The following is a 22427-nucleotide window of genomic DNA, read 5'->3' on the forward strand; positions in this document are numbered from 1 at the left end:
CTAGCCCCCCCCCTCCCCCCCCCCCCGGGACGTCGCGCGATCCGCTGCTCGATACTGGTGTTCCACACCTTCGATGGGAGCGGTACGTGCACGGGAGCGAAGACCAGGAGTTCCTCGCGCTGGAGCGGGAGCTGTCCGTCTTCCTCCGGAGGGCCCGCGCCTCCTCCGGCGAGATGGCCCGGGCCCTGCACCCGGAGCTGGAACCGGCGGCGTACGGTCTGCTCACCCGCCTCGAAGCGGCCGGCCGCCAGCGGGCCACCGACCTCGCCGTCTACTTCGGCGTCGGCAAGGCGACCATGAGCCGCCAGCTGCGCGCCCTGGAGACCCTCGGGCTGGTGGCCCGCGAGCAGGACCCGGCCGACGGCCGCGCCTTCCTCGTCGACCTCACCCGGGAGGGCCGGGAGCGGTTCCTGCGGGTCCGCTACGCCCGCCGCGAGCAGTACATGCGCAAGCTCGCGGACTGGGACCGCGGCGAGGTCGCGGAGCTGGCCCGACTGCTCAACCAGCTGAACCAGGGCGCCGAGCCCGAGTGACGCGGGCCCGCGGCGCCGTACGGGCCCACGGCGCCGCCCGGGCTCACAGCTCCGCGTAGCCCGCCGAGGCGTCGTCGTGGACCTTCGACCGGACCCCCGGGCCGCCCGCGGCCGCCGCCGCGGATTCCAGCGCGCGGACCCGGTCGATCAGCGCCCCGGCGCCCTCCTCGCGCAGCACCGCCATGCAGTCGGCCCAGTCGCCCGCCCCGAAGGTGTCCGTCCAGCGGCTCGCGCCGTCCGTCAGCGCGGCCAACGCCACCACCCGGGCGCGCGGGGTGCGGCCGGTGACCGCCCGGGCGGCCACCGACGGGTCGGCGGCCGCGGTGAAGAAGGCGCCCGGCGCGTCCGCGTTGCGCAGCGCGTCGGTCGCGGCCACCGAGCGCAGCACCTCGGCGGGCACCCGGTCGAGCCGGTCGTCCAGCACGGCCGTCACCCCGCCCTCCGGTCCGCGGAGCAGCAGCACGGAGTCGGACAGGACGAGGTGTTCGACGTACTCCGCGTGCCAGCGGACCAGGACCACCGTCGCCTGGGGCGTGCGGACGTGAGAAAGGTCACAGGTTTCGCGGTGCGCGTCGGCCGTACGGCGGATCGCCTCGGCGAGCACCCCGTCGAGGGGCATGTCCGCGCGCGATCCGGACAGTTCGGTCAGATGTCCGCCGAGCCGGGCCACGAACCACGGCACGCCGTGCCCGCACCCGACGTCACCGCGCGGGGGAGTGACCCCGTCCAGCGCGACGAGCACGCCCCCGCCCCCCGACGTGGGCGACGCGGCCGACAGCCAGTCCTCATTGGGGCGTTCCGGGTTCCCGGGGGCGGAGGAGAGGTCGATGCGCATGCGGACAGTCTGCCCGGGATGTCCGGTCCGTCGGGGGTCGGGCGGGGGTCGGGCGAAGGTCGGTCGGGGCGCGGGCGGGTGAACGTGCCGGGTCGCGGCGGGGGTGCCGCGGCGGCGGGCGAGGGGTCGGTCGGCGCGGCCAAGGCCGCCCGAATGGTCCGAAAGTGGCGGAATCCAAGGGTCCGCGCAGCTGTGGGCGGGCATCCTGTCAAGCGCCCATGGATCTTTCAACCGTCTGTCCACACACCGGCCCTGACGAGGGGCTGCCCGAGTTGTTCGTCAACTCCTCCGTGTTGTTCACTCGTTCAAGTGGCCGGGTGAGCGATGTGCGGCTCTCTCCCAAACACACTGCGAAGGTCTGAAGCGGTACGAGGGGGCAGGGAGCGTTTACTTGTTGACCGGCCGGTACCTCGGCCACACGAGTAGACGAGCACGAGCACACGTACAGGATTGCGAGCACCGGTGCAGAAGAAGCCGTCTCGGAAGAACGGCACCGCCGCCACCCCTGCCGACGGCCACGCCACGGCAGGTCGTGCGGGACGCACCGTACGGGTGCGCCGCAGGCTGGTCATGGGCGTTGCCGTCACCGGGCTCACCGTCCTCGCGGCCGGTGCCCCCGCGGTGGTCACCGCCACCTCCGAGCTGAACGACTCCCAGCAGTTGGTCACCCTCGCCGACCGGACGCGGCAGACGCTCACCCTGACGCACCTGCTCGCCGACGAGCGCGACGCCGTCACCGAGTACGTCGCCAAGGGGCGCCCCGCCGCGGGCCCCGCCGGCAAGTCCGTCGTCGACGAACGCGCCGCGGGCACCGACCGGCAGACCGGCGAACTCCGTGCGACTGCCGACGAGCCGCTGGCCCGGACCCTCGGCCAGATCCAGGGCGTGCGCGCCGAGGCCGTGGGCGGCAAGGGCGGCGCCCTCGCGGCCCACCAGGCCTACTCGGCCCTGCTCGCGCAGCTGACCGCCCCGAGCGCCGAGCTCGCCGAACTGACCCCGCCCCGCGCCACCGGAGCACTCGCCACCACGCGTCCGCTCGCCCCCCTCGGCCAAGCCGTGGAGCAGGCCTCGGCCACCCGCGGGCTGCTGCTCGCGGCGCTGGCCGTACCGCGCGGCGAGCAGCCCCAGAACGCCCCCGCCGTCGACGAACTCGCCACCGCCGCCCAGCGTTCGCGGGTGCGGGAGCTGGCCGCGCTCGACGACTTCGCGCGCGCCGCCCGGCCCGACGTGCGCCAGACCCTCGCCGCGACCGTCACCGGCCCCGAGGTGAAGAGCGCCGAGGACTACCTCAAGCGACTCACCGACCGGCCCACCCTCACCCCCGCCGACCGCAAGCTCGACGGCGAGACCGTGGGGAGCGCGCTCACCGCGCGCATAGACCGGATGCGGACCGTCGAATCCACCCTCGCGGGGGAGCGCTCCAGCGCGCTGGCCGCGCTGCGCGACGACGACGTGACGGCCCTCGAACGGACGATCGCCATCCTCGGCGCGCTGTTCCTCTTCGCCGTCGTCTTCGCGACCGCCGTCGCGCGCTCCCTCACCCGGCCGCTGTCCGTCCTGCGCCGCGGCGCCGCACGGCTGGCGACCCCGGAGGGATCGGTGGAACCGGTCCGCTTCACCGGACGCAACGACGAGTTCGCCGAGGTGGTCCGCCACCTCAACGCGGTGCGCGACCAGACCGTCTCCCTGCACACCCGGGTCGCCGGGCTCGACGCCGACCGCCGCCGCCTCATCGGCCGCAACGAGGCCCTGAGCAGCGGCCGCGGCGCCCTGGAGGACGAACTCGCCCGGCTGCGCGCGGGGCTGGAGGAGCACCGGCGCATCATGTCGACGACCTCCGTCTCGCTCTCGCTGCGCACCCTCGGCCTGGTCGAGCGGCAGCTCGCGGTCATCGAGGAGTTGGAGTCCAAGGAGCAGGACCCCGACCAGCTCGCCACCCTCTTCAAGCTCGACCACCTGGCGACGGTGATGCGCCGCCACAACGAGAACCTGCTGGTCCTCGCGGGTCAGGAACACGGGCCCGGGCACGCGGGCGCGGTCCCGCTGGTGGACGTCATGCGGGCCGCGGTGAGCGAGATCGAGCGCTACGAGCGGGTCGACCTCGCGGCGCTGCCGGGTGCCACGCAGGTGGCGGGGCACGCGGCCGACGACATCTCGCACGTGCTGGCGGAACTGCTGGAGAACGCGACGACCTTCTCGCCGCCGGAGGCCAAGGTCAAGGTCTCCGGGTGGCTGCTCGACAACGGCGACGCCGTGCTGTCCGTCATCGACGAGGGCATCGGGGTCAGCGGGGACCGGCTCGCCGCCCTCAACTCCCGGCTGTCCGCGCCGGAGGCGTACGACGAGGAGCCCGAGGCGGAGCACGGGCTGGGCCTGGGGCTGTACGTGGCGGGACGCCTCGCCGCGCGCCACGGCGTCACCGCCGAGCTCCGCGCCTCCCGCGGCGGAGGTACGGAGGCCCTCGTGGTCGTCCCGGCCGCGCTGCTGCCGGTGGGCGCGCCGGGCTCCCCGGTGCAGCACCTGACGGCCCCGGAGGGCTTCGCCTTCCTGGACCTCCCCGGCGTGGTGGCCGAGGCCAACGGCAACGTCCTGGCGGCGCGCCCGCGCGGCGGGGACGCGCCGGCCGCCGAGGACGCTTCATACGACACCGCGGCGGCGGGCGAGCGGGAGTGGATCCCGGTCGTACCGCTGAGCGAGAAGACCCCCGACCCGGCCCCGGAACCGTCCCCGGAGCCCGCCCCGGACCAGGAAGCCGCCGCGGCGGACCCGGAGGTGCCCGACTCCGAGCGCACGCTCGAAGTCCGGCTGCCGGTGCTGGCGCAGGCCGGGGAACCGGCGGCGGAGGCGATGCCGGAGGCGGCTCAGGAGCCGGTTCAGGAGCCGGTTCAGGAGCCGGCCGAGGAACTGCTGGCCCGCGTGGTGCCCTCCGCCCCGGAAGGCGGCGCCCCCGCGGCCCCGCTGCCGCGGCGCGGCGACCTGCCCGGGCGCAAGGTGCCCGGCGGCCAGGAACTCCTCACGCCCGCCACCCGCGCGGAGCACGGGCACGCCCAGGCCCCCGACGCGCACGGCGACTGGGTGCCCCGGCAGGGCAGTCACCCCGCCGCCCTCACCGACGAGGCCGTCACCGACAAGGGCCTGCCGAAGCGCACCCCGCGCACGGTGGCGGCCCCCGGCCGGGCCACGGGTTCCACCACCGCGGCCGGCGCCGGCACCGGGACCGGCGGCGACGCCGAACCCAAGCGCGTCGACGCCGAGGAACTCCGCCGTCGCCTCGGCGGTTTCTACCAGGGGTCCAGGGACGGGCGGCGCGTCGTGGAGGCCGAACTCGCCGACGCCGAGGGCCAGACAGATCCGGGGGACACCGCACAGGAGGCACGCACATGACCGCGCCCAGTACGTACGGACTGAGCAGCCAGGCCCGCAACCTGCAATGGCTGCTCACCGACCTGGTCGAGGAGGTGCCCGGCATCGTCTCGGTCGCCGTCGTATCCTCCGACGGCCTGCTGCTGCTCTCCTCCGAACCGGGCCCGACCGCCGGTGACGGTGACGGGGACGGCGGAGCGGAGCCCGGGGCCCGCCTGCGGGGCCCGCGGGGAGCCACCGCCGACCTCGCGACCATCGTGTCCGGGATCGGCAGCCTCACCACCGGCGCCGCCCAGCTGATGGACGGCGGGGGCGTCAAGCAGACGATGGTGGCGATGGAGCACGGCTCCGTCTTCGTCACCGCGATCAGCGACGGCTCCCTGCTCGGCGTGCACGCCACGCCGGACTGCGACATGAGCGTCGTCGCCTACCACATGGCGCTCTTCGTCGGCCGCGCCGGCCACGTCCTGACCCCCGAAGTCCGCAGCGAGCTGCGCCAGTCGATGGAGAACACCTCGTGAGGAGCCCGGCCACCGACCGGCTGCCGATACGCGGCGCGGACCGGCGCCCCGCCCGCGTCCGCCCGTACTCGCTCACCGGCGGGCGCACCCGCTTCGCGCAGGTCCTGCACGTCGAGAGCTTCGTCGCGACCCTCGACCCCGGGACCAAGGCCCCGCCGGCCCGGCCCGACAAGATGCCCGAGATGCGCGCGATCGTCGAGCTGTGCCGCCGCATGCGCACGGTCGCCGAGATATCCGCACTGCTGAAGCTCCCGCTCGGCGTGGTCCGCGTGCTCGTCAGCGACCTCGCCGACCAGGGAAGGATCCGCGTCTTCGGGACCGGGCACGGCACCGGCCGCCCCGACCGCGCGCTGCTCGAAAGGGTGCTCAGTGGGCTCCGCCGTCTTTGACCCGACCGCCCCCGCGGATCCCGCGGACGATCCCGTCCAGCCCTGGCAGTACGACCGCTCCCGCGCCCCCGTCGCCGTCAAGGTGCTGGTCGCGGGCGGCTTCGGGGTGGGCAAGACCACCTTCGTCGGCTCGGTCTCGGAGATCACTCCGCTGCGCACCGAGGCGGTGATGACCCAGGCGAGCGCGCCGACGGACGACCTGACCGGGACCCCGGACAAGGACACGACCACCGTCGCGATGGACTTCGGCCGGGTCACGCTCGACGACGACCTGGTCCTGTACGTGTACGGGACGCCCGGCCAGAAACGTTTCTGGTTCATGTGGGACGACCTCGTGCGCGGGGCGATCGGCGGCATCGTGCTCGCCGACACCCGCCGCCTGCGCGACTGCTTCCCGGCCCTCGACTACTTCGAGAGCTGCGGGCTGCCGTACGCCGTCGCCGTCAACCACTTCGAGGGTTCCGACTCCTACGAGCCCGAGGACGTGCGGGAGGCGCTGACCATCGCCGACTCCGTGCCCGTCGTGGTCATGGACGCGCGCGACCGGGCCACGGTCGTGGAGTCCCTGCTGACGCTCGTGGGCCACGCCCTGGACGCGACCCCCGAATAGCCCCTCGCGCACCGCCCGTACGCCCGTGCCCCCGTACCGCCCGGAGAGAACACCGCCATGCGCAAGATACTCATCGTCGGAGCCGGGCAGTCCGGTCTCCAGCTCGCCCTCGGCCTCCAGGCGAAGGGGTACGAGGTCACCCTCATGTCCAACCGCACGCCGGACGAGATCCGCGGCGGCCGGGTGATGTCCACGCAAGTCATGTTCGACACGGCCCTCCGGCACGAGCGCGACCTGGGGCTGAACTCCTGGGAGGACCTGGCCCCGCGGATCGAGGGAGTCGGCGTCTCGGTCGCCGGCCCCGACGGCTCCCGCCCGATCGACTGGCTCGGCCGGCTCAAGGGCTTCGCGCAGTCGGTGGACCAGCGCGTGAAGATGGCGGGCTGGCTGGACGCCTTCGTACAGCGCGGCGGCCAACTGGTCGTCCACGGCGCCTCCGTCGCCGACCTGGACTTCTTCTCCCGCACCTACGACCTCGTGCTCGTCGCGGCGGGCAAGGGCGAGCTGGTCTCCCTGTTCGGGCGGGACGCGGCGCGGTCCCCGTACGACGCCCCGCAGCGCGCGCTCGCCGTCTCCTACGTGCACGGGCTGGGCCCGCGGCCCGAGCACCCGGACACCGAGGCGGTCCGCTGCAATCTGGTCCCGGGCGTCGGCGAGCTGTTCCTCATGCCCACGCTGACCACCTCGGGGCGCGCGGACATCCTCTTCTGGGAGGGGCTGCCGGGCGGTCCGCTCGACGTCTTCGACGGGATCAAGGAACCGGCGAAGCACCTCGCCCTCACCCTGGACCTGATGGAACGGTTCACGCCCTGGGAGTTCGAGCGGGCCAGGGACGTGGAGCTGACGGACGCGGGCGCCACCCTGGCCGGCCGGTACGCGCCGGTCGTCCGCAATCCGATCGGCCGGCTGCCCGGCGGCGGGGTGGTGCTGGGCGTCGCGGACGTGGTCGTGGCGAACGACCCGATCACCGGCCAGGGTTCCAACTCGGCGGCCAAGTGCGCGGCCTCGTACCTCTCCTCGATCCTCATGCACGGGGACAAGCCCTTCGACGAGGCCTGGATGAAGGCCACCTTCGAGACGTACTGGTTCACCACCGGCAAGCCGGTCACGCAGTGGACCAACGCGATGCTGGGCGCGCCGCCGCAGCACGTGCTGGAGCTGATCGGCGCGGCGGGGCAGCTCCAGCCGGTCGCGGACCGCTTCGCCAACGGCTTCGACAACCCCGCCGACTTCGACGCCTACTTCTACGACCCCGAGGACACCGCGGACTACCTCGCGGAGGTCGCCTCGGCGGCCTCGCCCGCCCCGGACTCCGAGGACGCGTCGGACTCCGAGGACGCGCCGGGCGGTGCCTCCTCCGAGGAGTAGCCGCTGTCGTCACCCGCCGCCGCGGACCCGGTCCCCGAACCGGCGCCCTCGGGCAGCGGCGGCGGGCTGTACGACGCCAGCGCGACCCCGTCGGGATCCGGCCGCACGGCCCCCAGCAGCGGGTTCGCGGCGATCGGCGACACCTTGACCTCGGCCCCCGGGCGGGGTGCCTGGATCACCTTGCCGTTCCCGACGTAGAGGGCCACGTGGGTCGCCTTGGGGAAGTAGACCACCAGGTCCCCGGGGCGCAGCCGGTCCAGCGGCACCTTGGGGAGCTGGGCCCACTGCTCCTGGCTGGTGCGCGGGATCGAGCGTCCGGCGTGCGCCCAGGCCTGCGAGGTGAGCCCCGAGCAGTCGAAGGAGGCCGGCCCCGTGGCGCCCCACACGTAGGGCTTGCCGATCTGCTCGCTCGCATAGGCGAGCGCGGCGCCGCCCGCCGCGCTCGGGGTACGGGCGGCGGCCGCGCCGGGGCTGCCCAGACGCCCCGAATCCACCAGCTCCCGCTGCGCGTCGGCGCTCTCGCCGCGCTCCCGGTCGGCCAGCTCGGCCAGCTGCGAGGCGGTGAGCGAGGCCAGCATCCGCTCGACCTCCTTGAGCCGCGCCGCGGCCTCGTCCTTGTGGCGCTTGCGCTCCGCCGTCAGGGCCTGCTGGGTGTCCAGCGCCTTGCGGGCGGCCGCCGCGAGGGTCCCGGCCTGCTCCTCGCCCCGCGCGAGCCGGTCCAGTACGCCGGCCCGGCGGGCGCCCTCCCGCGCGGCGAGGCGACGCTCGTCCAAGGCGCTGTTCGGGTCGCCCGACATCAGCATCCGGGCGTACGGGGAGAAGCCGCGGGCCCCCCGGTACTGCTCCCGGGCCAGCCGCCCGGCCAGCGCCCGCTGGGCGCCGACCTCGGTGCGGGCCCGGCCGAGGTCGGCGCTGAGCCGGCGCTCCTCGGCGCGGCGCGCATCGAGGGCGACTTCGGTGGCGTTGTAGGCCTCGGCGGCCTCCTCGGCCTTCTGGTAGAGCCCCTGCATCCGGGTGAGCAGCCCCCCCACGGCCAGCGCCCCGGGCGCCCCGGGCAGGGCTTCGCCGGCGCCGGTGACCCCGGGGGTCCCGGCCGCATCGGGGGCTTCCGGGGTCCCGGGCGCGGCCGCGGGCCCCGAGGGCGGTCCGATCGGGGGGCCGGCCGAGGGCGCGGCGGCGGCGGACAGCGGTACGGTCGCGACCAGGGTCGCGGCGATGCAGGCGGCGCGCAGCAGCCGACGTGACATGGGATCACCTCCGGGGAACCGAGGGCGTGATCGTGCCACGACCGGTATGACAAATCCCCCACCCGAGCCGGCCGGGTCGCCCCCCTCACCCGTCCGGCGGAAGCCCTCCGCTCCGCCGACCAGCCAGTCTCCTCCGGGTCCCCGACCCTCCCTCCGGGGGCGCCTCAAACGCCGGCGGGGCTGTGAATCCAGCCTCGCCCGGGGGGCACCTCCCAGCGGTAGCTGGGGGAGGGACTTTCAAAACACGCCCTAGCCCTTCAGCAGGCGCGCCTTCGCCGCCGAGAACTCCTCCGGGGTCAGCAGGCCCTCCTGGGCCAGCGCGCCGAGCCGTTCCAGCCGTCCGGCCAGGGCGGCGGCCTGCGGGGACAGCGGGGCGGTGGCCGCCGCGCCGCGGGCGGGTTCGCCGCCCTCCCAGACGTACGCGCCGCGGGCGAGCAGGCCCCGCAGCAGCGGCCGCCCCGGCGGGCGCTCGGCGGGTCGGGCCACCGCGTGCACCGGTCGGATGAACATCAGGAAGCTCCCGTTCCGCCCGCGGGCATCCGGTCCGTGGGCATCCGGTCCGCGGGGATGCGGACCGAGCCCGCGATCCGGCCGCCCGCCGCCCGTACGGCGATCGCCGCGTCCTCGGCCCACACGTGCTCGACCAGCACCAGCAGCGCGCAGCTGCCGCGGTCCAGCAGGTCGGCCGCCTCGCGGACGTCCTCCGGCCCGATGAGCGGGGCCGCCTCCCGGCCGGTCAGCAGTCCGTGCAGCTCCTTGAACTCGTCGAACTCCGCCGCCAGCACCTCGCCGGCCGCCGTCTTCGTCGCCACGAGCCCGTCGATCAGCCGGACGTTCCCGCTCTTGCGCAGGCCCATCACGGCCGCCACCGCGGACACCCGCAGCTGCTCCTCCGGGAAGGCGAGGACGATGAACTCCACAGGCCCCATGACCCCGACTCCTCGACTGACAGGCGCATGCGCGACCACTTCTGACGACTCTTCGGCGACTCTTCGGCTCACTATGACATAAAGGGACATAACCTACCGTCGCTTGCTACGTTGCCCTCATGACCGCACTGACGGCACAGGTCACGGAGCCCGCTCCGCCACCCGGCGCGCCGCACGCCAAGCGCCGGGGCGTCGAGCTGAGCCTCCTCGCGGGCGCCGTCCTCATCTCCGTCCTCGGCCACCTCTACGTCGGTCTCGCGAGCGTCGGCCACCTTCCCCCGCACGCCTCCCGACACGCCGCCGGCCTCGCCCTCGCCGCGCTCCTCGCGCACCTCGCCGTACGTCTGCGGGCCCCCTACGCCGACCCGCTGCTGCTGCCCATCGCCTTCCTGCTCAACGGCCTCGGCCTGGTCCTCATCCAGCGGCTCGACCTCACCACGCCCGGCCACCTCACCGCGGGCGACCAGCTGCTGTGGTCGGGGCTCGGGGTCGGGCTCTTCGTGCTCGCGGTGGCCGCGCTGCGCGACCACCGCTCGCTCCAGCGGTACGCGTACCTCGCGGTGGCCACCGCCCTCGCGCTGATGCTGGTGCCCGTCTTCTTCCCGGCGGTCAACGGCGCCCACATCTGGGTGCGCTTCGCGGGACTCTCCTTCCAGCCCGGGGAGTTCGCCAAGATCCTGCTCGCCGTCTTCTTCGCCTCCTACCTGGCCGCGAACCGCACCGCGCTGGCCCTGACCGGCCGCCGGATCCTGGGGCTGCGGATGCTGCCGGGCCGCGTCCTGGGCCCGATCCTGGCGATCTGGCTGCTGAGCGTCGGCGTCCTCGTCCTGGAACGGGACCTCGGCACCTCGCTGCTGTTCTTCGGGCTGTTCGTGATCATGCTCTTCACCGCCACCGGCCGGATCGGCTGGATCGCCGTCGGGCTGCTGCTCGCGGGCGTGGGCGCGTACGCCGTCGGGACCTTCGAGTCGCACGTCCACGGTCGGGTCGAGGACTGGCTGAATCCTTTCGCCTCCATCGAGCAGGGGCGCGGTCCGGGCCAGCTCGCCCAGTCGCTCTTCGCCTTCGGCGCGGGCGGACTGCTCGGCGCCGGACTCGGCCACGGCCAGTCCTTCCTGATCGGCTTCGCCGCCAAGTCGGACTTCGTCCTCGCCACCGCGGGCGAGGAGCTGGGCCTGGCCGGACTCTGCGCGATCCTCGTCCTCTACGCCCTGCTCGTCGCCCGCGGCTTCCAGACCGGGCTCGCCCTGCGCGACCCCTTCGGGCGGCTGCTGGCCACCGGGCTCGCCTCGATCGTGGCCCTGCAGGTCTTCGTGATCGCGGGCGGGGTCACCGGGCTGATCCCGCTCACCGGCATGGCGATGCCCTTCCTGGCCCAGGGCGGCTCCTCGGTGGTGACCAACTGGGTCATCGTGGCCCTGCTGGTCCGGCTCAGCGACAGCGCGCGGCGGCCGCGGCCCCGCGGCGACGACGCGGAGGGCGGGGCCGGATGATCCGCTACATCCGCTGGTGCGGGTACTTCTGCGCGGCGCTCTTCCTCGCCCTGTTCGTGGGCGTGGCCCGGGTCCAGGTCTGGGAGGCCCCGTCCCTGGCCGGGAACCCGGCCAACAAGCGTCCGGTGATCGAGCGCTACGCCCAGCCGCGCGGGAACATCCTCGTCGACGGCCGCCCGATCACCGGCTCCCGCGACAGCCGCCAACTGCTGCGCTACGAGCGGACCTACACGAACGGCCCGCTCTACGCACCCGTCACCGGCTACTCCTCGCAGACGTACGGCACCAGCTTCGTCGAGCGCTCCGAGGACGCGGTCCTCGCCGGGACCGACCCCGGGCTGACCGCCTTCCCGCTCTGGTACGACCTGGCGCGCAGCCGCCCGGACGGCGGCAACGCGGTGCTCACGCTGAAGGGCGGCGTGCAGAGCGCCGCCTACGCCGGACTCGCGGGCAAGCGCGGCGCGGTGGCCGCGATCGAGCCCGCCACCGGGCGGATCCTCGCCCTGGTCAGCAGCCCCTCCTACGATCCGGGCGCGCTCTCGGGCACGGGCGCGGCCGTCAAGAGCGCCTGGGCCCGGCTGAACGCCGATCCGGCCCGGCCGATGCTCAACCGGGCGCTGCGCGAGACCTATCCGCCCGGCTCCACCTTCAAGATCGTGACGGCGGCGGCCGCCTTGGACTCCGGCGTGGTGAGCGACGTGGACGCACCGACGCAGACCCCCGACCCCTACGTCCTGCCCGGCACCACGACCACGCTGCCGAACGCCTCCGGCGGCTGCCAGGACGCCAGCATGGCGGAGGCCGTGCAGTTCTCCTGCAACACCGTGATGGCGAAGATCGGGGTGCAGGTCGGGCTGCGCGGGATGGTGGAGGCGGCGCGCCGGTTCGGCTTCAACGACGACGGGCTGCGGGTGCCGGCGTGGGTGTCGCGGTCCAACTTCGACACCGACATGAGCCAGGACCAGCTGGCCCTGTCCGCCATCGGCCAGTTCAACACCACCGCCACCCCGCTCCAGATGGCGATGGTCGCCGGCGCGGTCGCCAACGGCGGCGAGGTGCGCAGCCCGTACCTCATCGACCGGACCACGCAGGGCGACGGCGACCCGATCCGCCGCGGCGACCAGCGCGGCCTGGGCCGGGCGATGGGCCCGGGCACGGCGCTGCGGCTCCAGCAGCTGATGGTCAAGGTGGTGGAGGACGGGACGGGCCGCAACGCGGCGATCCCGGGCGCCCGGGTCGGCGGCAAGACGGGCACCGCGCAGCACGGGGTGGGCAACGAGGGCGTCCCGTACGCCTGGTTCATCGGCTGGGCGCAGGACGCGGCCGCGGGCCGGCCCGCCGTGGCGGTCGCGGTGGTGGTGGAGGACGCGGCGGCCGACCGCGGGGACATCAGCGGCAACGGCGCGGCCGCCCCGATCGCCCGGGCCGTGATGCAAGCGGCGCTGGCCCGCTGACCGTCCGGCGCCCCGCGACCCCCGCGTGAGCGGTGCGACCTACCTGCCCGACGCGCCGTCCGCGATCGCGGCCTCCACCTCGGCGACCCGCTGGCGCTCCTCCTCGGCGAACCGCTCGCGGTCGAGGTTCTCGGCGATCTCCTCGTCCTGGGCCATCAGCAGGTCGAGGTTGGAGTCGCCCATGTCGAAGACGCCCATGTCGAGGTAGGCCTTCTGCAGGCGCTCCCCCCACAGCCCGATGTCCTTCACGCAGGGCACGATGCGGCTGAACAGCAGCTTGCGGAACAGGTGCAGGAACTCCGACTGCTCGCTCAGCTCGGCCGCCTCCCGCTTCCCGATGCCGAAGTTCTCCAGCACCTCCACCCCGCGCAGCCGGTCCCGCATCAAGTAGCAGCCCTCGATGACGAACTCCTCGCGCTCGCGCAGTTCGGCGTCGGTGAGCTGCTTGTAGTAGTCGCGCAGCGCCATCCGGCCGAAGGCCACGTGCCGGGCCTCGTCCTGCATGACGTAGGCCAGGATCTGCTTGGGCAGCGGCTTGTCCGTGGTGTCGCGGATCATCCCGAAGGCGGCGAGCGCGAGTCCTTCGATGAGCACCTGCATGCCGAGGTAGGGCATGTCCCAGCGGGAGTCGCGTAGGGTGTCGCCGAGCAGCCCCTGGAGGTTGTCGTTGACCGGGTAGAGCATGCCGATCTTCTCGTGCAGGAAGCGGCCGTAGATCTCGGCGTGCCGGGCCTCGTCCATGGTCTGGGTGGCCGAGTAGAACTTCGCGTCCAGGTCCGGGACCGACTCCACGATGCGCGCCGCGCAGATCATCGCGCCCTGTTCGCCGTGCAGGAACTGGCTGAACTGCCAGGCCGTGTAGTGCCGCCGCAGGTCGCCCTTGTCCCGTTCGGTCATCTTGGCCCAGTGCCGGGTGCCGTAGAGGGTCAGGACGTCGTCGGGCGTGCCCAGCGGGTCGTACGGGTCGACGTCGAGGTCCCAGTCGATCCGGGTCGCTCCGTCCCACTGCTTGTCCTTGCCCTTCTGGTAGAGGGCGAGGAGCCGCTCGCGCCCCTCGTCGTACTCCCAGCTGAAACGGGCCGCGCCGGAGGCCGGAACCTGCCAGACGGGGTCGCCCGGGTCCTTGGTGTAGAGCGGGTGTGTCGACATGTACGCCCCCTGGGTGCGCGTGCGTGGACTGCCGTGCAGGACTCGACAGTTGGCAGCGTCACACGTTGGTAGACAGCCGGTCAACAAGTCGGGCACGGGGGATTGACGGGCTTGCTGACAAGCAGTCTCATAAGAGGTGACCGCTGGTAACCCACGGGAACCCCACCCGTGCCCCCACCCTGTGAGAGGTGTCCGAGCCATGACGACCGTGACCGACCGGGCGGCGCTGCGCGACGCCCTCGGCCTCCTCAAGGACCGGGAACAAGTCGCCGAACGGCTGCTCGAATCCTCGGCCAAGCACTCCTTCGACCCCGACAAGGAACTCGACTGGGACGCCCCGACGATCGAGGGCAAGTACTACTGGCCGCCCGAACTGCTCTCCCTCTACGACACCCCGCTGTGGAAGAAGATGGGCGAGGAGCAGCGCATCGAGCTCTCCCGGCACGAGGCGGCCTCGCTCGGCTCGCTCGGGATCTGGTTCGAGATCATCCTCATGCAGCTGCTCACCCGACACATCTACGACAAGCCGCTGACCAGCAGTCACGTCCGCTACGCCCTCACCGAGATCGCCGACGAGTGCCGCCACTCGATGATGTTCGCCCGCATGATCCAGAAGGGCGGCGCCCCCGAGTACCCGGTCTCCCGCCTCAACCACAACCTGGCGCGGATCCTGAAGACCGTCTCGACCACGCCCGGCTCCTTCGCCTGCACCCTCCTCGGCGAGGAGATCCTCGACTGGATGCAGCGCCTGACCTTCCCGGACGAGCGCGTGCAGCCGCTGGTGCGCGGGGTCACCCGGATCCACGTGATCGAGGAGGCCCGGCACGTCCGGTACGCCCGCGAGGAACTGCGCCGCCAGATGATCACGGCCCCGCGCTGGGAGCGCGAACTCACCCGGGTCAGCTGCGGCCAGGCCGCCCGGGTCTTCTCGCTCGCCTTCGTCAACGGCCGGGTGTACGAGAACATCGGCCTGGACCGGGCCGAGGCGACGGCCCAGGTGAAGGCGAGCGGCCACCGCCGCGAGGTCATGCAGGCCGGTGCCAAGCGGCTCACCGACTTCCTCGACGACATCGGCGTCCTGCGCGGGGTCGGCCGCAAGCTCTGGCAGAGCTCGGGGCTGCTCGCCTGATGCCCCTGTGACGGGGGTGCCGGGTGCCGGGTCGGGGGACCGGTCCGTGGGGTTACCCTGCGGACATGACCCGGACTCCGCCGGCCGCCCCGGCGCCGCGTGCCTACCGCCGCCTGAGCGTCGAGGAACGGCGGGCGCAGATCATCGAGGCGGCCCTGTCGCTCTTCGCGCACCGGGCCCCGGAGGACATCTCCCTCGACGACGTCGCCGAGGCCGCGGGGGTCTCGCGCCCCCTGGTCTACCGGTACTTCCCCGGCGGCAAGCAGCAGTTGTACGAGGCCGCCCTGCGCTCGGCGGCCGACGTGCTGGGCCAGTGCTTCGCCGAAGCGCAGGCGGGGCCCCTGACCCAGCGGCTCTCCCGCGCCCTGGACCGCTACCTCGCCTTCGTCGACGAGCACGACGCCGGCTTCAGCGCGCTCCTCCAGGGCGGCAGCGTGGTGGAGACCTCCCGCACGACGGCCACCGTGGACGGCATCCGGCGCACCGCCGCGGGCCAGATCCTCTTCCACCTGAACGTCCCGCAGCCCGGCCCCCGGCTGCGGATGATGGTCCGCACCTGGATCACGGCGGTCGAGGCGGCCTCGCTGATCTGGCTCGACGAGGGCAAGGAGCCGCCGGTCGCGGAGCTGCGCGACTGGCTGGTGGACCAGTTCATCGCCCTGCTGACCGCCACCGCGGCCACCGACCCCGAGACGGCCGCGGCCGCCCGGGCGGCGCTGGCCCTGGAATCCGCGGACGGCCCGGTCGGGGTGCTCGCCCGCCGGGTGGTCCCCGTCGTCTCCGAGGCCGCCCACCTGCTGTGACACTGGTGGGGTGAGAAGCGAACCGACCCCCTTCGAGGGCGGCCCGATGGACGGCCGAGTCCTGCCGATCCTGCTCGGCCCGACCGGCCACCCGCCGAAGTGGTACGAGATCCCCGTCCCGGACGCGGCGGGCGGACCGCCCACGGTCCTGCTCTACCAGCGGGTCCCGGCGGGCTACTCCAAGCGCCTGCACCTCCAGAAGGGCTGGAAGTACGCCTACGACCCCTCGGGCCAGAAACCGAAACTCCGCTGGCCCTGGACGAAACCCCCTCACCCGACGCCCTGACCCCTTCGGCCCGGCGGGGCGCATACAGCCCCGCCGGCGTTTGAGGCGCCGCCGGAGGCAAAGTCGGCGCAGCCGAGCGGGGGCCGGCGCCGCCGGAGCGGGACCCCACCTTCAGCCCCGCCGGCGTTTGAGGCGCGGGGTCAGGGCGTAGGCCCCGGCTCCGCGGGCGCCGGCGCCGGGAGCGCCAGCGCGGCCACCGCACCCCCGCCCTCCTCGTCCCCGGCGTTGCGGAACACCAGCTCCGCCCCCAGCACCGCCGCCTGCCCGACGGCGATCGTCAGCCCCAGCCCGTGCCCCTTGGGCCCGCCCCCACCCCCGCCCGCCCCGGAACGGAACCGCTGCGGGCCGTGCGCCACCAGGTACTCCGGATAACCGTCCCCGTGGTCCCGTACGGTCACCACCGGCCCGTCCACCGTCAGCACCACCGGCGCCCGACCGTGCCTGTGGGCGTTCGTGATCAGGTTCCCCAGGACCCGCTCCAGCCGCCGCCGGTCCGTCTCGACGTACACGTCGCGGACCACGACGACCTCCGTCGCCGTGCCCGAGGCCCGCACCGCCCGCTCCGCCACCGCCGCCAGCCGGTGCAGGTCCGTCTCGACCTGCTCGCTGCCCGAGTCCAGCCGGGAGATCTCCAACAGGTCCTCGGTGAGCTGGCGCATCGTGCGCACCCGCTCCTGCACCAGCTGCGTCGGACGCCCCTCCGGCAACAGCTCCGAGGCGGCCTGCAGGCCGGTCAGCGGGGTGCGCAGCTCGTGCGCCACGTCCGCCGTGAACCGCTGCTCGCTCAGCAGCTTCGACTGCAGGCTCCCGGCCATCGTGTCGAGCGCCGCCGCCACCGTCGCGACCTCGTCCTGCCGCCGCGCGGGATCCTTCGTACGGGCGTCCCCGACCCGTGCGTCCAGGTCCCCCTGGGTGATCCGGCGGGCGACGGTCGCGGTCTGGTGCAGCCTGCGGGTGACCCGGGTGACGGCGAAGGCGCCGACCAGCAGGGTGCCCCCGATGGCCAGCACCGACGAGCCGATGATGGCCTGGTCCAGGCCGTTGATCGTGCGGGCGCTCTGGCTGTAGTCGACGGCCGTCGCCAGGGCCCGGCCGTCGGCGGGCGCCGCCGCCCACATGACCGGGCGGCCTTCGTAGTCGCTGACGATCGTGCCCCGCTGTCCGGAGACCGCCAGCGCGCGCAGCGAGGCCGGCAGCCCCACCGGGTCGATGGCGGAGTCCGGCGGCAGGTTCTCGCCGGCCTCGTACGAGCGGGAGGCGTCGTGCAGTTTGCCGAGGGCCTTGTCGCGGGCGGTGGCGACCGTCTGCCGGGTGACCGCGACGTGCACGAGCGCACCGAGCACGGCCGCGAGCGTGCAGCACATCACCACGATGAAGCACGCCGACTTCCAGGTCAGGGTGGCCGTCCAGGCCGGCAGCCGCAGCGGGATCCGCGCCCGGAGCGCGCGTGCGCGGTCGCGGGGGCCGGTCACGACGTGCCGCCGCCGTTCACCGTGCCGCCGCCCGCCACGCCGCCGTTCCCGCCGCCGCCGTTCGCCCCGCGGCGGGGCCGCAGCGGCTGCGGGCTCACGCCGGCGCCCGGCCGTTGCGGCACCCGGATGATCTGCTCCCGCGTCGGCAGCATGGTCCGCTGCTTCTCGTCCCAGGACCAGGCGGTGTTCAGCTCGTAACCGGGGTTCGCGCTCGGCACGTGCAGCACCACGTCACGCCCCGCCAGCTCGACGCTGATCACGGAGTCGGTGGTGGCCATGATCCGGTTCAGCCGGCCGTCCGCGTCGGCGGTGTAGACCCGCACCGACATCTGCTGGTCCGGCAGCTCGAAGCCGACGATCAGCTCGTCCTCGTCGTTGCCGGTCAGATCGCGGTAGTACGGCGTGAGCACCGGGCACTTCGCCGACTTCGCGGCGCCCGGCTCCGCGGGCTGCTGCCCGGTCGGGCACGCCAGGATCGCCTCCGCGGTCTCCCGCGGCATCCCGTCGGGCCCGACGGTGGCGCCCCGGTGGTTCCTGACCTCGGCCTGGATGAGCGCGACCGGATCCACCCCGTGCACGTTCTGGTTCTTGACCGGGGGAATGCCCTTGACGTACTCGGGCGGCGCCCCGCCCGGATCGGCGGGCGCCACGGTGGCGCCCTTGCGCTCGGGCCACAGGTGCACGGGCCCGTTCGCGGTCGGGGTCGCCCCGGCGCTGGACAGCCCGCCGGTGTTGCTGCATCCCGTGACCACCGGGGTCGCGGCCAGGAGCACGGCGGCGGCCAGCAGCGCCGGGAGCGCCGGGGTACGGGAACGGGAGGGCGCGGGATGCCGGGTGCGGAGGCGCGTACGGACGCGCGTGCGGAACGTCTTCACGGACCCCTGCGTCCTCCCGTCCCCTGCGTCGCCGACCCAACCTGTCCCGTCAACCATATGCAGAGGTACGCCCCGATTGCGCGGCCGTCCGGTGCGTGGGCGCGACGGCGCGGATCCGGGGACCGTACGGGGGGTCGTATCGGAGCCGTCGCGGAAGGCCGGTGGGTCAGGCCTCGGTGCGCCCGCGCCGCAGCATCGCGAAGCCCAGGCCCGCCGCGCCGACGGCCGCCATGCCGCCGCCCGCCGCGATCAGCAAGGCGCCGTCGTCGGGCGCGCCGGTCAGCGTGCCGAGCCGCAGGGCCACGGTGCGGTCGGCGCCGGAGGCCGCGCCCGTGGTCGTGGACGTGCGCAGGGTCGTGGACGGGGTGATGGTGGCGGCGTCGGCGAAGCCGGTCCGCCGCGCGGTCTTGTGGCCGTCGGCCGAGGAGGACAGCGCGGCCGGTACGACGTCGTTCCCGCCGGCGGACCACGAGGAGATCCGGCCGTCGGGCTGGAGGGCGAGGCGCAGCCCGTCCGCGCGGCCGTAGCCGGGGGCGCCGGCGTGGCTGCTGAGCGTGGAGACCTTGGACCCGTCCCGCAGGATGTCGGCCTGGTAGGCGTCCTGGGCGACCCGGTAGACCCGCGCGGTGGACACGCCGTCCGCGAGGGTCAGGCTCTTGACGAGGACCCGCTGCGGCGCGTTCGCGGCCTGCGCGGACGTCGCGGCGGGCAGCCCGTCGGCGAGCGCGACGGCAGCGGGCAGCGCCAGCAGGCTTCCGGCGCAGGCGGTCACGGCGGCGGCGCGAACGATGGTGCGTCGGACGGTGCTCACGGGATTCCTTCATCGCAGGTCAGGCCCTGGCGTGTCCAGGTGGCATAAACGTAGGCCGCGGCCATTGCAGTTCCGTGGTGGCTTTGTAACAGCGAGGCCGCAGGGTCCCGGCGGAGTCGTTACACAACAGGGGGATTGCCGCGCGCGGCCGCGCCTGCTCCCATGGACGGCGGGGGTGAGGGAGATGCGTGATCGTGAACGGGAACACGGCCTCGGGCTCGGACTCAAGGTGCTGCCCGACCGCGGCCGACTGTGGGTCAATCTGCCCGACGGGCGCAGCGTCGCCTGGTACGACCGGCCGGCCGGGCGGGTCAGCGTCCTCTCCGACCGACACCGGGACGCGGCGCTGGCGGTGTTACGTCCCTACCTGACCGGAACCTGGACCGTCGGCCCGCCCCCCGTGCCCAGCGCGGCGGACCTGGCCCGGCTGTCCCTCCACCCGGACGACGACCTGGCCCCGAACCGCCCCGGCGAGGCCCTGCTGGGCGAACTGGAACACGGCGCCGCGGGGGCCCGTACCCGCCACCGCATGCGCCCGGACCTGCTCGCCCAGGAGCGGGTGGGGGCCGAGTTGGACTCCCTGGAGGGTGCGGGCTGGCGGGTGCTGCACGCGGTGCCGCTGCCGGGGGCGGGGCGGATCGACCACCTGCTGATCGGGCCGGGCGGGGTGTGGTGCGTGCGCGCCGTCGCGGGCCGCCGGCAGCGGGTCCACGTGGGCGACCTGCTCGTCACCGTCGGCCGCGCCGAGCCCCGGCCGGACGTCCGCTGGGTCCGCCGGGCCGCCGAGCGCGCCACGCACGCGCTGGTCACCGCGGTCACCCCGGCGCTCGTGGTGGTCGAGTCGAGCCGGCTGGAGAAGGTGCCGTCCCTGCGCGACGTCGCGCTCCTCGAACCGGCCACCGCGGCCGCCCGCCTCACCCGCGCCCCGGCCACCCTCAAACCCTCGGACATCGAAGCCCTCTTCACCACAGCCCGCAACCGCCACACCTGGTCACAGGTCTGACCCCGCCCCCGGAGTGGCTCCGCCTACGCCCGGGGCTCGGGCCCAGCCGATTCCAGCCCCGCCGGCGTTCGAGGCGCCCCGGGCGTGCCGAGGGCTCGGGCCCGGCCACTTCCAGCCCCGCCGGCGTTCGAGGCGCCCCCGGGCGTGCCGAGGGCTCGGGCCCAGCCACTTCCAGCCCCGCCGGCGTTTGAGGCGCCCCCGGAGGGGGGCCGGGCGTGCCGAGGGCTCGGGCTCAGCCGATTCCAGCCCCGCCGGCGTTTGAGGCGCCCCCGGAGGGGCGGGGCCGGCTCACCAGGAGGGACGCACCCTCAGCACCTCCGGCGGCGGATGACGCCCAGAGGCACAGCGCACCTCGACCGTCAGCGGCGGATCGACCCCCCGGTACGGCACCTCGCCGAACCCGATCGCGGTCACCGTCCCGCCCCCCGGATCCCCCCGCCCCCCGGCAGCCGCCAACACCGCGGCCACCTCCGCCCGAACCCCGGCGGCCAGCGGACGGGACACCAGGGGCGCGTCGAGCTCCGCCTCCGGGAGACCCCCGGGGTCGGCATCCAGCGCCGGGTCCCCCTCCCCGTCCCCCGAGAGGACCAGGACCAGCGCCACCGGCCGCGCCACCGTACCCGTGTACCCGATCACCGCCGCGTCCCGCGTATCCGTGTGCCGCAGCTTCTGCCAGCCCCGCCGTCCCGTCGGATACGCCTGTTCCAGCCGCTTGATCACCAGCCCCTCGATCCCGCTGGCCGGCAGGGTCTCATACCAGGTCGCCGCCAGCGCCGGGTCGGTCGTCATCGGCACCGGCTGGAGCGGCGGCCCCAGCGGCAGCAGCAGATCGACCAACAGCGCCCGGCGCCGCTCGTACGGCCGCGCCCGCAGGTCCAGCCCGGCCAGCTCCAGGACGTCGAAGGCCGCGTAGGACGCCGGCAGGCTCCTGGCCAGCACCACCGCCCGGGCGGCCGTCGCCGCGGCCCGCCGCTGGACCAGCGCGAAGTCCGTGCGGCCCGCGTGCCAGACCACCACCTCGCCGTCCAGCGTGGTGCCGGCGGGCAGCTGCCGCGCCGCGGCGGCCAGATCGGGGAAGGCGCTCGTCACCACCCGCCCCGACCGGGCCTGCAGTTCCACGCCCTCGACGGTCCGCCGCACCACCAGCCGGTGCCCGTCGAACTTCGGCTCGTACGCCAACCCCGCCCCCCGCGGCAGCTCCCGCACGGCGGCGGCCAGCGCGACCCGGATCACGGCGCACCCGCCGAACGACCGCCGGCGCGCGGCAGCGCCCGGGCGCGGGCCGGGTCGGTCAGCGGCGCGAAGAGGTCCCCGTCCCGGGCCAGCCGCGCCACCACCTCGTCGGCGAGGAAGACCAGGGACCCGGGGTCCCGGCCGCGCGCGCCACCGGCCACCTCCGCCCACGACACCGGCGCGGACACCGTCGGCAGCGCGCGCGCCCGCAGGGTGTAGGGCGCGGCGGTGGTCTTGGCGGCCGCGTTCTGACTGTGGTCGACGAACACCTTCCCGGGCCGCAGCGCCTTCGCCATCCGGTGGACGACCAGCTCGGGCAGGGCGCCCTCCGCCTCCTGCGCGAGCGCCTTCGCGTACGCCGACACCCGCTCGGACGCCGTCGGCTCCAGCGGCACCGACAGGTGCATCCCCTTCGAACCGGAGGTCTTCGCGTACGCCTCCAGCCCGTCCGCCGCCAGCCGCTCCCGCAGCCACAGCGCGACGGCGCAGCACTCCACCACGCTCGCCGGGGCCCCGGGGTCGAGGTCGAGGACCAAACGGTCCGCGACCGCGGGCCGCCCGGTGGTCCACTGCGGCACGTGGAACTCCACGACCAGGTTCGCGGCCCACATCAGCGTCGCCAGATCGCCCACCACGACCTGCTCGGCGAGCTGGTCCTCGGAGCGCGGCACCCGTACGGTCTCCACCCACGCGGGCGTGCCCGGCGGCGGATTCTTCGTGAAGAACCGTTGGCCGTCCGGCCCGTCCGGATAGCGCAGGAAGGACACGGGCCGGTCGCGGACGTGGGGCAACAGGGCCCCCGCGACGGTGGCGTAGTAGTGCAGCACCTCGCCCTTGGTGAAGCCGTTGCCCGGATGGATGACCTTGTCCAGGTTGCTGAGCGCGAGGCGACGCCCCTCCACCGTTGTGATCGGCGTCATACGA

At 74.3% G+C, this 22427-nt stretch carries 22 protein-coding genes; 12 read left to right on the forward strand and 10 right to left on the reverse strand.

Features of this window, described 5'->3' with window-relative positions; genetic code table 11:
- Positions 1-86: 86 nt before the first annotated feature.
- Positions 87-533: a MarR family winged helix-turn-helix transcriptional regulator gene (locus ACZ4UB_RS20655; RefSeq protein ID WP_354382799.1), complete on the forward strand. Its 447-nt coding sequence runs from the start codon at positions 87-89 to the stop codon at positions 531-533.
- 43 nt (positions 534-576) lie between these two features.
- Here ACZ4UB_RS20655 and ACZ4UB_RS20660 read toward each other — a convergent pair whose 3' ends face one another.
- Positions 577-1368, reverse strand: a complete 792-nt coding sequence (locus tag ACZ4UB_RS20660) for a protein phosphatase 2C domain-containing protein (RefSeq protein WP_468072009.1) — start codon at positions 1366-1368, stop codon at positions 577-579.
- Between the two features lie 462 nt (positions 1369-1830).
- Here ACZ4UB_RS20660 and ACZ4UB_RS20665 point away from each other — a divergent pair, with 462 nt between their 5' ends.
- Genes ACZ4UB_RS20665 through ACZ4UB_RS20685 form a run of 5 tightly spaced genes read left to right on the forward strand, consistent with a single transcriptional unit; the run spans position 1831 to position 7619 of the window.
- Positions 1831-4752, forward strand: a complete 2922-nt coding sequence (locus ACZ4UB_RS20665) for a nitrate- and nitrite sensing domain-containing protein (RefSeq protein ID WP_468072011.1) — start codon at positions 1831-1833, stop codon at positions 4750-4752.
- Entirely contained in the window at positions 4749-5252 is a 504-nt protein-coding gene (locus ACZ4UB_RS20670; protein ID WP_468072013.1) for a roadblock/LC7 domain-containing protein, read from the forward strand. The genes ACZ4UB_RS20665 and ACZ4UB_RS20670 overlap by 4 nt, the downstream gene beginning before the upstream one ends.
- Positions 5249-5641: a DUF742 domain-containing protein gene (locus ACZ4UB_RS20675; RefSeq protein WP_354382803.1), complete on the forward strand. Its 393-nt coding sequence runs from the start codon at positions 5249-5251 to the stop codon at positions 5639-5641. Before ACZ4UB_RS20670 ends, ACZ4UB_RS20675 begins: the two co-directional genes overlap by 4 nt.
- Positions 5622-6251, forward strand: a complete 630-nt coding sequence (locus ACZ4UB_RS20680; RefSeq protein WP_468072015.1) for a GTP-binding protein — start codon at positions 5622-5624, stop codon at positions 6249-6251. The genes ACZ4UB_RS20675 and ACZ4UB_RS20680 overlap by 20 nt, the downstream gene beginning before the upstream one ends.
- 57 nt (positions 6252-6308) lie before the next feature.
- Entirely contained in the window at positions 6309-7619 is a 1311-nt protein-coding gene (locus ACZ4UB_RS20685; protein WP_468072017.1) for a styrene monooxygenase/indole monooxygenase family protein, read from the forward strand.
- On the opposite strand, the gene ACZ4UB_RS20690 is transcribed toward ACZ4UB_RS20685, so the two are convergent.
- From ACZ4UB_RS20690 to ACZ4UB_RS20700, 3 genes are all read right to left on the reverse strand, one after another.
- The gene (locus ACZ4UB_RS20690; RefSeq protein ID WP_468072019.1) at positions 7520-8866 is read right to left on the reverse strand and encodes a C40 family peptidase; all 1347 of its coding nucleotides are present in this window, start codon (positions 8864-8866) and stop codon (positions 7520-7522) included. The genes ACZ4UB_RS20685 and ACZ4UB_RS20690 overlap by 100 nt on opposite strands.
- A gap of 249 nt (positions 8867-9115) precedes the next feature.
- Positions 9116-9376, reverse strand: a complete 261-nt coding sequence (locus ACZ4UB_RS20695) for an SHOCT domain-containing protein (protein ID WP_354382807.1) — start codon at positions 9374-9376, stop codon at positions 9116-9118.
- Positions 9376-9795 carry a DUF6325 family protein gene (locus tag ACZ4UB_RS20700; RefSeq protein ID WP_468072022.1) on the reverse strand — a complete coding sequence of 140 codons (420 nt, stop codon included), beginning with the start codon at positions 9793-9795 and terminating at the stop codon, positions 9376-9378. The genes ACZ4UB_RS20695 and ACZ4UB_RS20700 overlap by 1 nt, the downstream gene beginning before the upstream one ends.
- A gap of 119 nt (positions 9796-9914) precedes the next feature.
- Here ACZ4UB_RS20700 and ACZ4UB_RS20705 point away from each other — a divergent pair, with 119 nt between their 5' ends.
- Together ACZ4UB_RS20705 and ACZ4UB_RS20710 are read left to right on the forward strand one after the other, a co-directional pair.
- On the forward strand, positions 9915-11288 hold the full coding sequence (locus tag ACZ4UB_RS20705) for an FtsW/RodA/SpoVE family cell cycle protein (protein ID WP_468072024.1): 1374 nt from the start codon (positions 9915-9917) through the stop codon (positions 11286-11288).
- Positions 11285-12742, forward strand: coding sequence for a penicillin-binding transpeptidase domain-containing protein (locus ACZ4UB_RS20710; RefSeq protein WP_468072027.1), 1458 nt, complete (start codon positions 11285-11287; stop codon positions 12740-12742). Before ACZ4UB_RS20705 ends, ACZ4UB_RS20710 begins: the two co-directional genes overlap by 4 nt.
- 39 nt (positions 12743-12781) lie before the next feature.
- Here the strand turns inward: ACZ4UB_RS20710 and ACZ4UB_RS20715 are convergent, their stop codons facing one another.
- Entirely contained in the window at positions 12782-13891 is a 1110-nt protein-coding gene (locus ACZ4UB_RS20715) for a ferritin-like domain-containing protein (protein ID WP_468072029.1), read from the reverse strand.
- 199 nt (positions 13892-14090) lie between these two features.
- On the opposite strand from ACZ4UB_RS20715, the gene ACZ4UB_RS20720 reads away from it, so the two are divergent.
- The 3 genes from ACZ4UB_RS20720 (at position 14091) to ACZ4UB_RS20730 (ending at position 16109) form a co-directional block, all read left to right on the forward strand.
- Complete coding sequence (locus ACZ4UB_RS20720) at positions 14091-15020, forward strand: AurF N-oxygenase family protein (protein ID WP_468072031.1); 930 nt, start codon at positions 14091-14093, stop codon at positions 15018-15020.
- Positions 15021-15085: 65 nt separating this feature from the next.
- Positions 15086-15823, forward strand: coding sequence for a TetR/AcrR family transcriptional regulator (locus ACZ4UB_RS20725; protein ID WP_468072033.1), 738 nt, complete (start codon positions 15086-15088; stop codon positions 15821-15823).
- Positions 15824-15833: 10 nt separating this feature from the next.
- Positions 15834-16109 carry a hypothetical protein gene (locus ACZ4UB_RS20730; RefSeq protein WP_468072035.1) on the forward strand — a complete coding sequence of 92 codons (276 nt, stop codon included), beginning with the start codon at positions 15834-15836 and terminating at the stop codon, positions 16107-16109.
- Positions 16110-16249: 140 nt separating this feature from the next.
- Here ACZ4UB_RS20730 and ACZ4UB_RS20735 read toward each other — a convergent pair whose 3' ends face one another.
- From ACZ4UB_RS20735 to ACZ4UB_RS20745, 3 genes are all read right to left on the reverse strand, one after another.
- A complete protein-coding gene (locus ACZ4UB_RS20735) occupies positions 16250-17581 on the reverse strand; it encodes a histidine kinase dimerization/phospho-acceptor domain-containing protein (RefSeq protein ID WP_468072037.1) in 1332 nt (443 codons plus the stop codon).
- Entirely contained in the window at positions 17578-18456 is an 879-nt protein-coding gene (locus ACZ4UB_RS20740; protein WP_468072039.1) for a hypothetical protein, read from the reverse strand. Before ACZ4UB_RS20740 ends, ACZ4UB_RS20735 begins: the two co-directional genes overlap by 4 nt.
- Before the next feature lie 166 nt (positions 18457-18622).
- Positions 18623-19267, reverse strand: a complete 645-nt coding sequence (locus tag ACZ4UB_RS20745) for a hypothetical protein (protein ID WP_468072041.1) — start codon at positions 19265-19267, stop codon at positions 18623-18625.
- 184 nt (positions 19268-19451) lie between these two features.
- Between ACZ4UB_RS20745 and ACZ4UB_RS20750 the strand changes: the two genes are divergently transcribed.
- Entirely contained in the window at positions 19452-20270 is an 819-nt protein-coding gene (locus ACZ4UB_RS20750; protein ID WP_468072043.1) for a nuclease-related domain-containing protein, read from the forward strand.
- A gap of 288 nt (positions 20271-20558) precedes the next feature.
- On the opposite strand, the gene ACZ4UB_RS20755 is transcribed toward ACZ4UB_RS20750, so the two are convergent.
- Positions 20559-21500, reverse strand: coding sequence for an ATP-dependent DNA ligase (locus tag ACZ4UB_RS20755; protein ID WP_468072197.1), 942 nt, complete (start codon positions 21498-21500; stop codon positions 20559-20561).
- Entirely contained in the window at positions 21500-22423 is a 924-nt protein-coding gene (ligD, locus tag ACZ4UB_RS20760; protein WP_468072045.1) for a non-homologous end-joining DNA ligase, read from the reverse strand. The genes ACZ4UB_RS20755 and ligD overlap by 1 nt, the downstream gene beginning before the upstream one ends.
- Positions 22424-22427 lie beyond the last annotated feature (4 nt).

It is taken from the genome of Streptomyces sp. NPDC028419 (genome assembly GCF_055565515.1).

Excerpts from the sequence above, each read along its gene's own strand:
- ACZ4UB_RS20660 (WP_468072009.1), bottom strand. The coding sequence starts at position 1,368 with ATGCGCATCGACCTCTCCTCCGCCCCCGGGAACCCGGAACGCCCCAAT.
- ACZ4UB_RS20670 (WP_468072013.1), top strand. The coding sequence starts at position 4,749 with ATGACCGCGCCCAGTACGTACGGACTGAGCAGCCAGGCCCGCAACCTG.
- ACZ4UB_RS20685 (WP_468072017.1), top strand. The coding sequence starts at position 6,309 with ATGCGCAAGATACTCATCGTCGGAGCCGGGCAGTCCGGTCTCCAGCTC.
- ACZ4UB_RS20690 (WP_468072019.1), bottom strand. The coding sequence starts at position 8,866 with ATGTCACGTCGGCTGCTGCGCGCCGCCTGCATCGCCGCGACCCTGGTC.
- ACZ4UB_RS20695 (WP_354382807.1), bottom strand. The coding sequence starts at position 9,376 with ATGTTCATCCGACCGGTGCACGCGGTGGCCCGACCCGCCGAGCGCCCG.
- ACZ4UB_RS20700 (WP_468072022.1), bottom strand. The coding sequence starts at position 9,795 with ATGGGGCCTGTGGAGTTCATCGTCCTCGCCTTCCCGGAGGAGCAGCTG.
- ACZ4UB_RS20705 (WP_468072024.1), top strand. The coding sequence starts at position 9,915 with ATGACCGCACTGACGGCACAGGTCACGGAGCCCGCTCCGCCACCCGGC.
- ACZ4UB_RS20710 (WP_468072027.1), top strand. The coding sequence starts at position 11,285 with ATGATCCGCTACATCCGCTGGTGCGGGTACTTCTGCGCGGCGCTCTTC.
- ACZ4UB_RS20715 (WP_468072029.1), bottom strand. The coding sequence starts at position 13,891 with ATGTCGACACACCCGCTCTACACCAAGGACCCGGGCGACCCCGTCTGG.
- ACZ4UB_RS20720 (WP_468072031.1), top strand. The coding sequence starts at position 14,091 with ATGACGACCGTGACCGACCGGGCGGCGCTGCGCGACGCCCTCGGCCTC.
- ACZ4UB_RS20725 (WP_468072033.1), top strand. The coding sequence starts at position 15,086 with ATGACCCGGACTCCGCCGGCCGCCCCGGCGCCGCGTGCCTACCGCCGC.
- ACZ4UB_RS20750 (WP_468072043.1), top strand. The coding sequence starts at position 19,452 with ATGCGTGATCGTGAACGGGAACACGGCCTCGGGCTCGGACTCAAGGTG.
- ligD (WP_468072045.1), bottom strand. The coding sequence starts at position 22,423 with ATGACGCCGATCACAACGGTGGAGGGGCGTCGCCTCGCGCTCAGCAAC.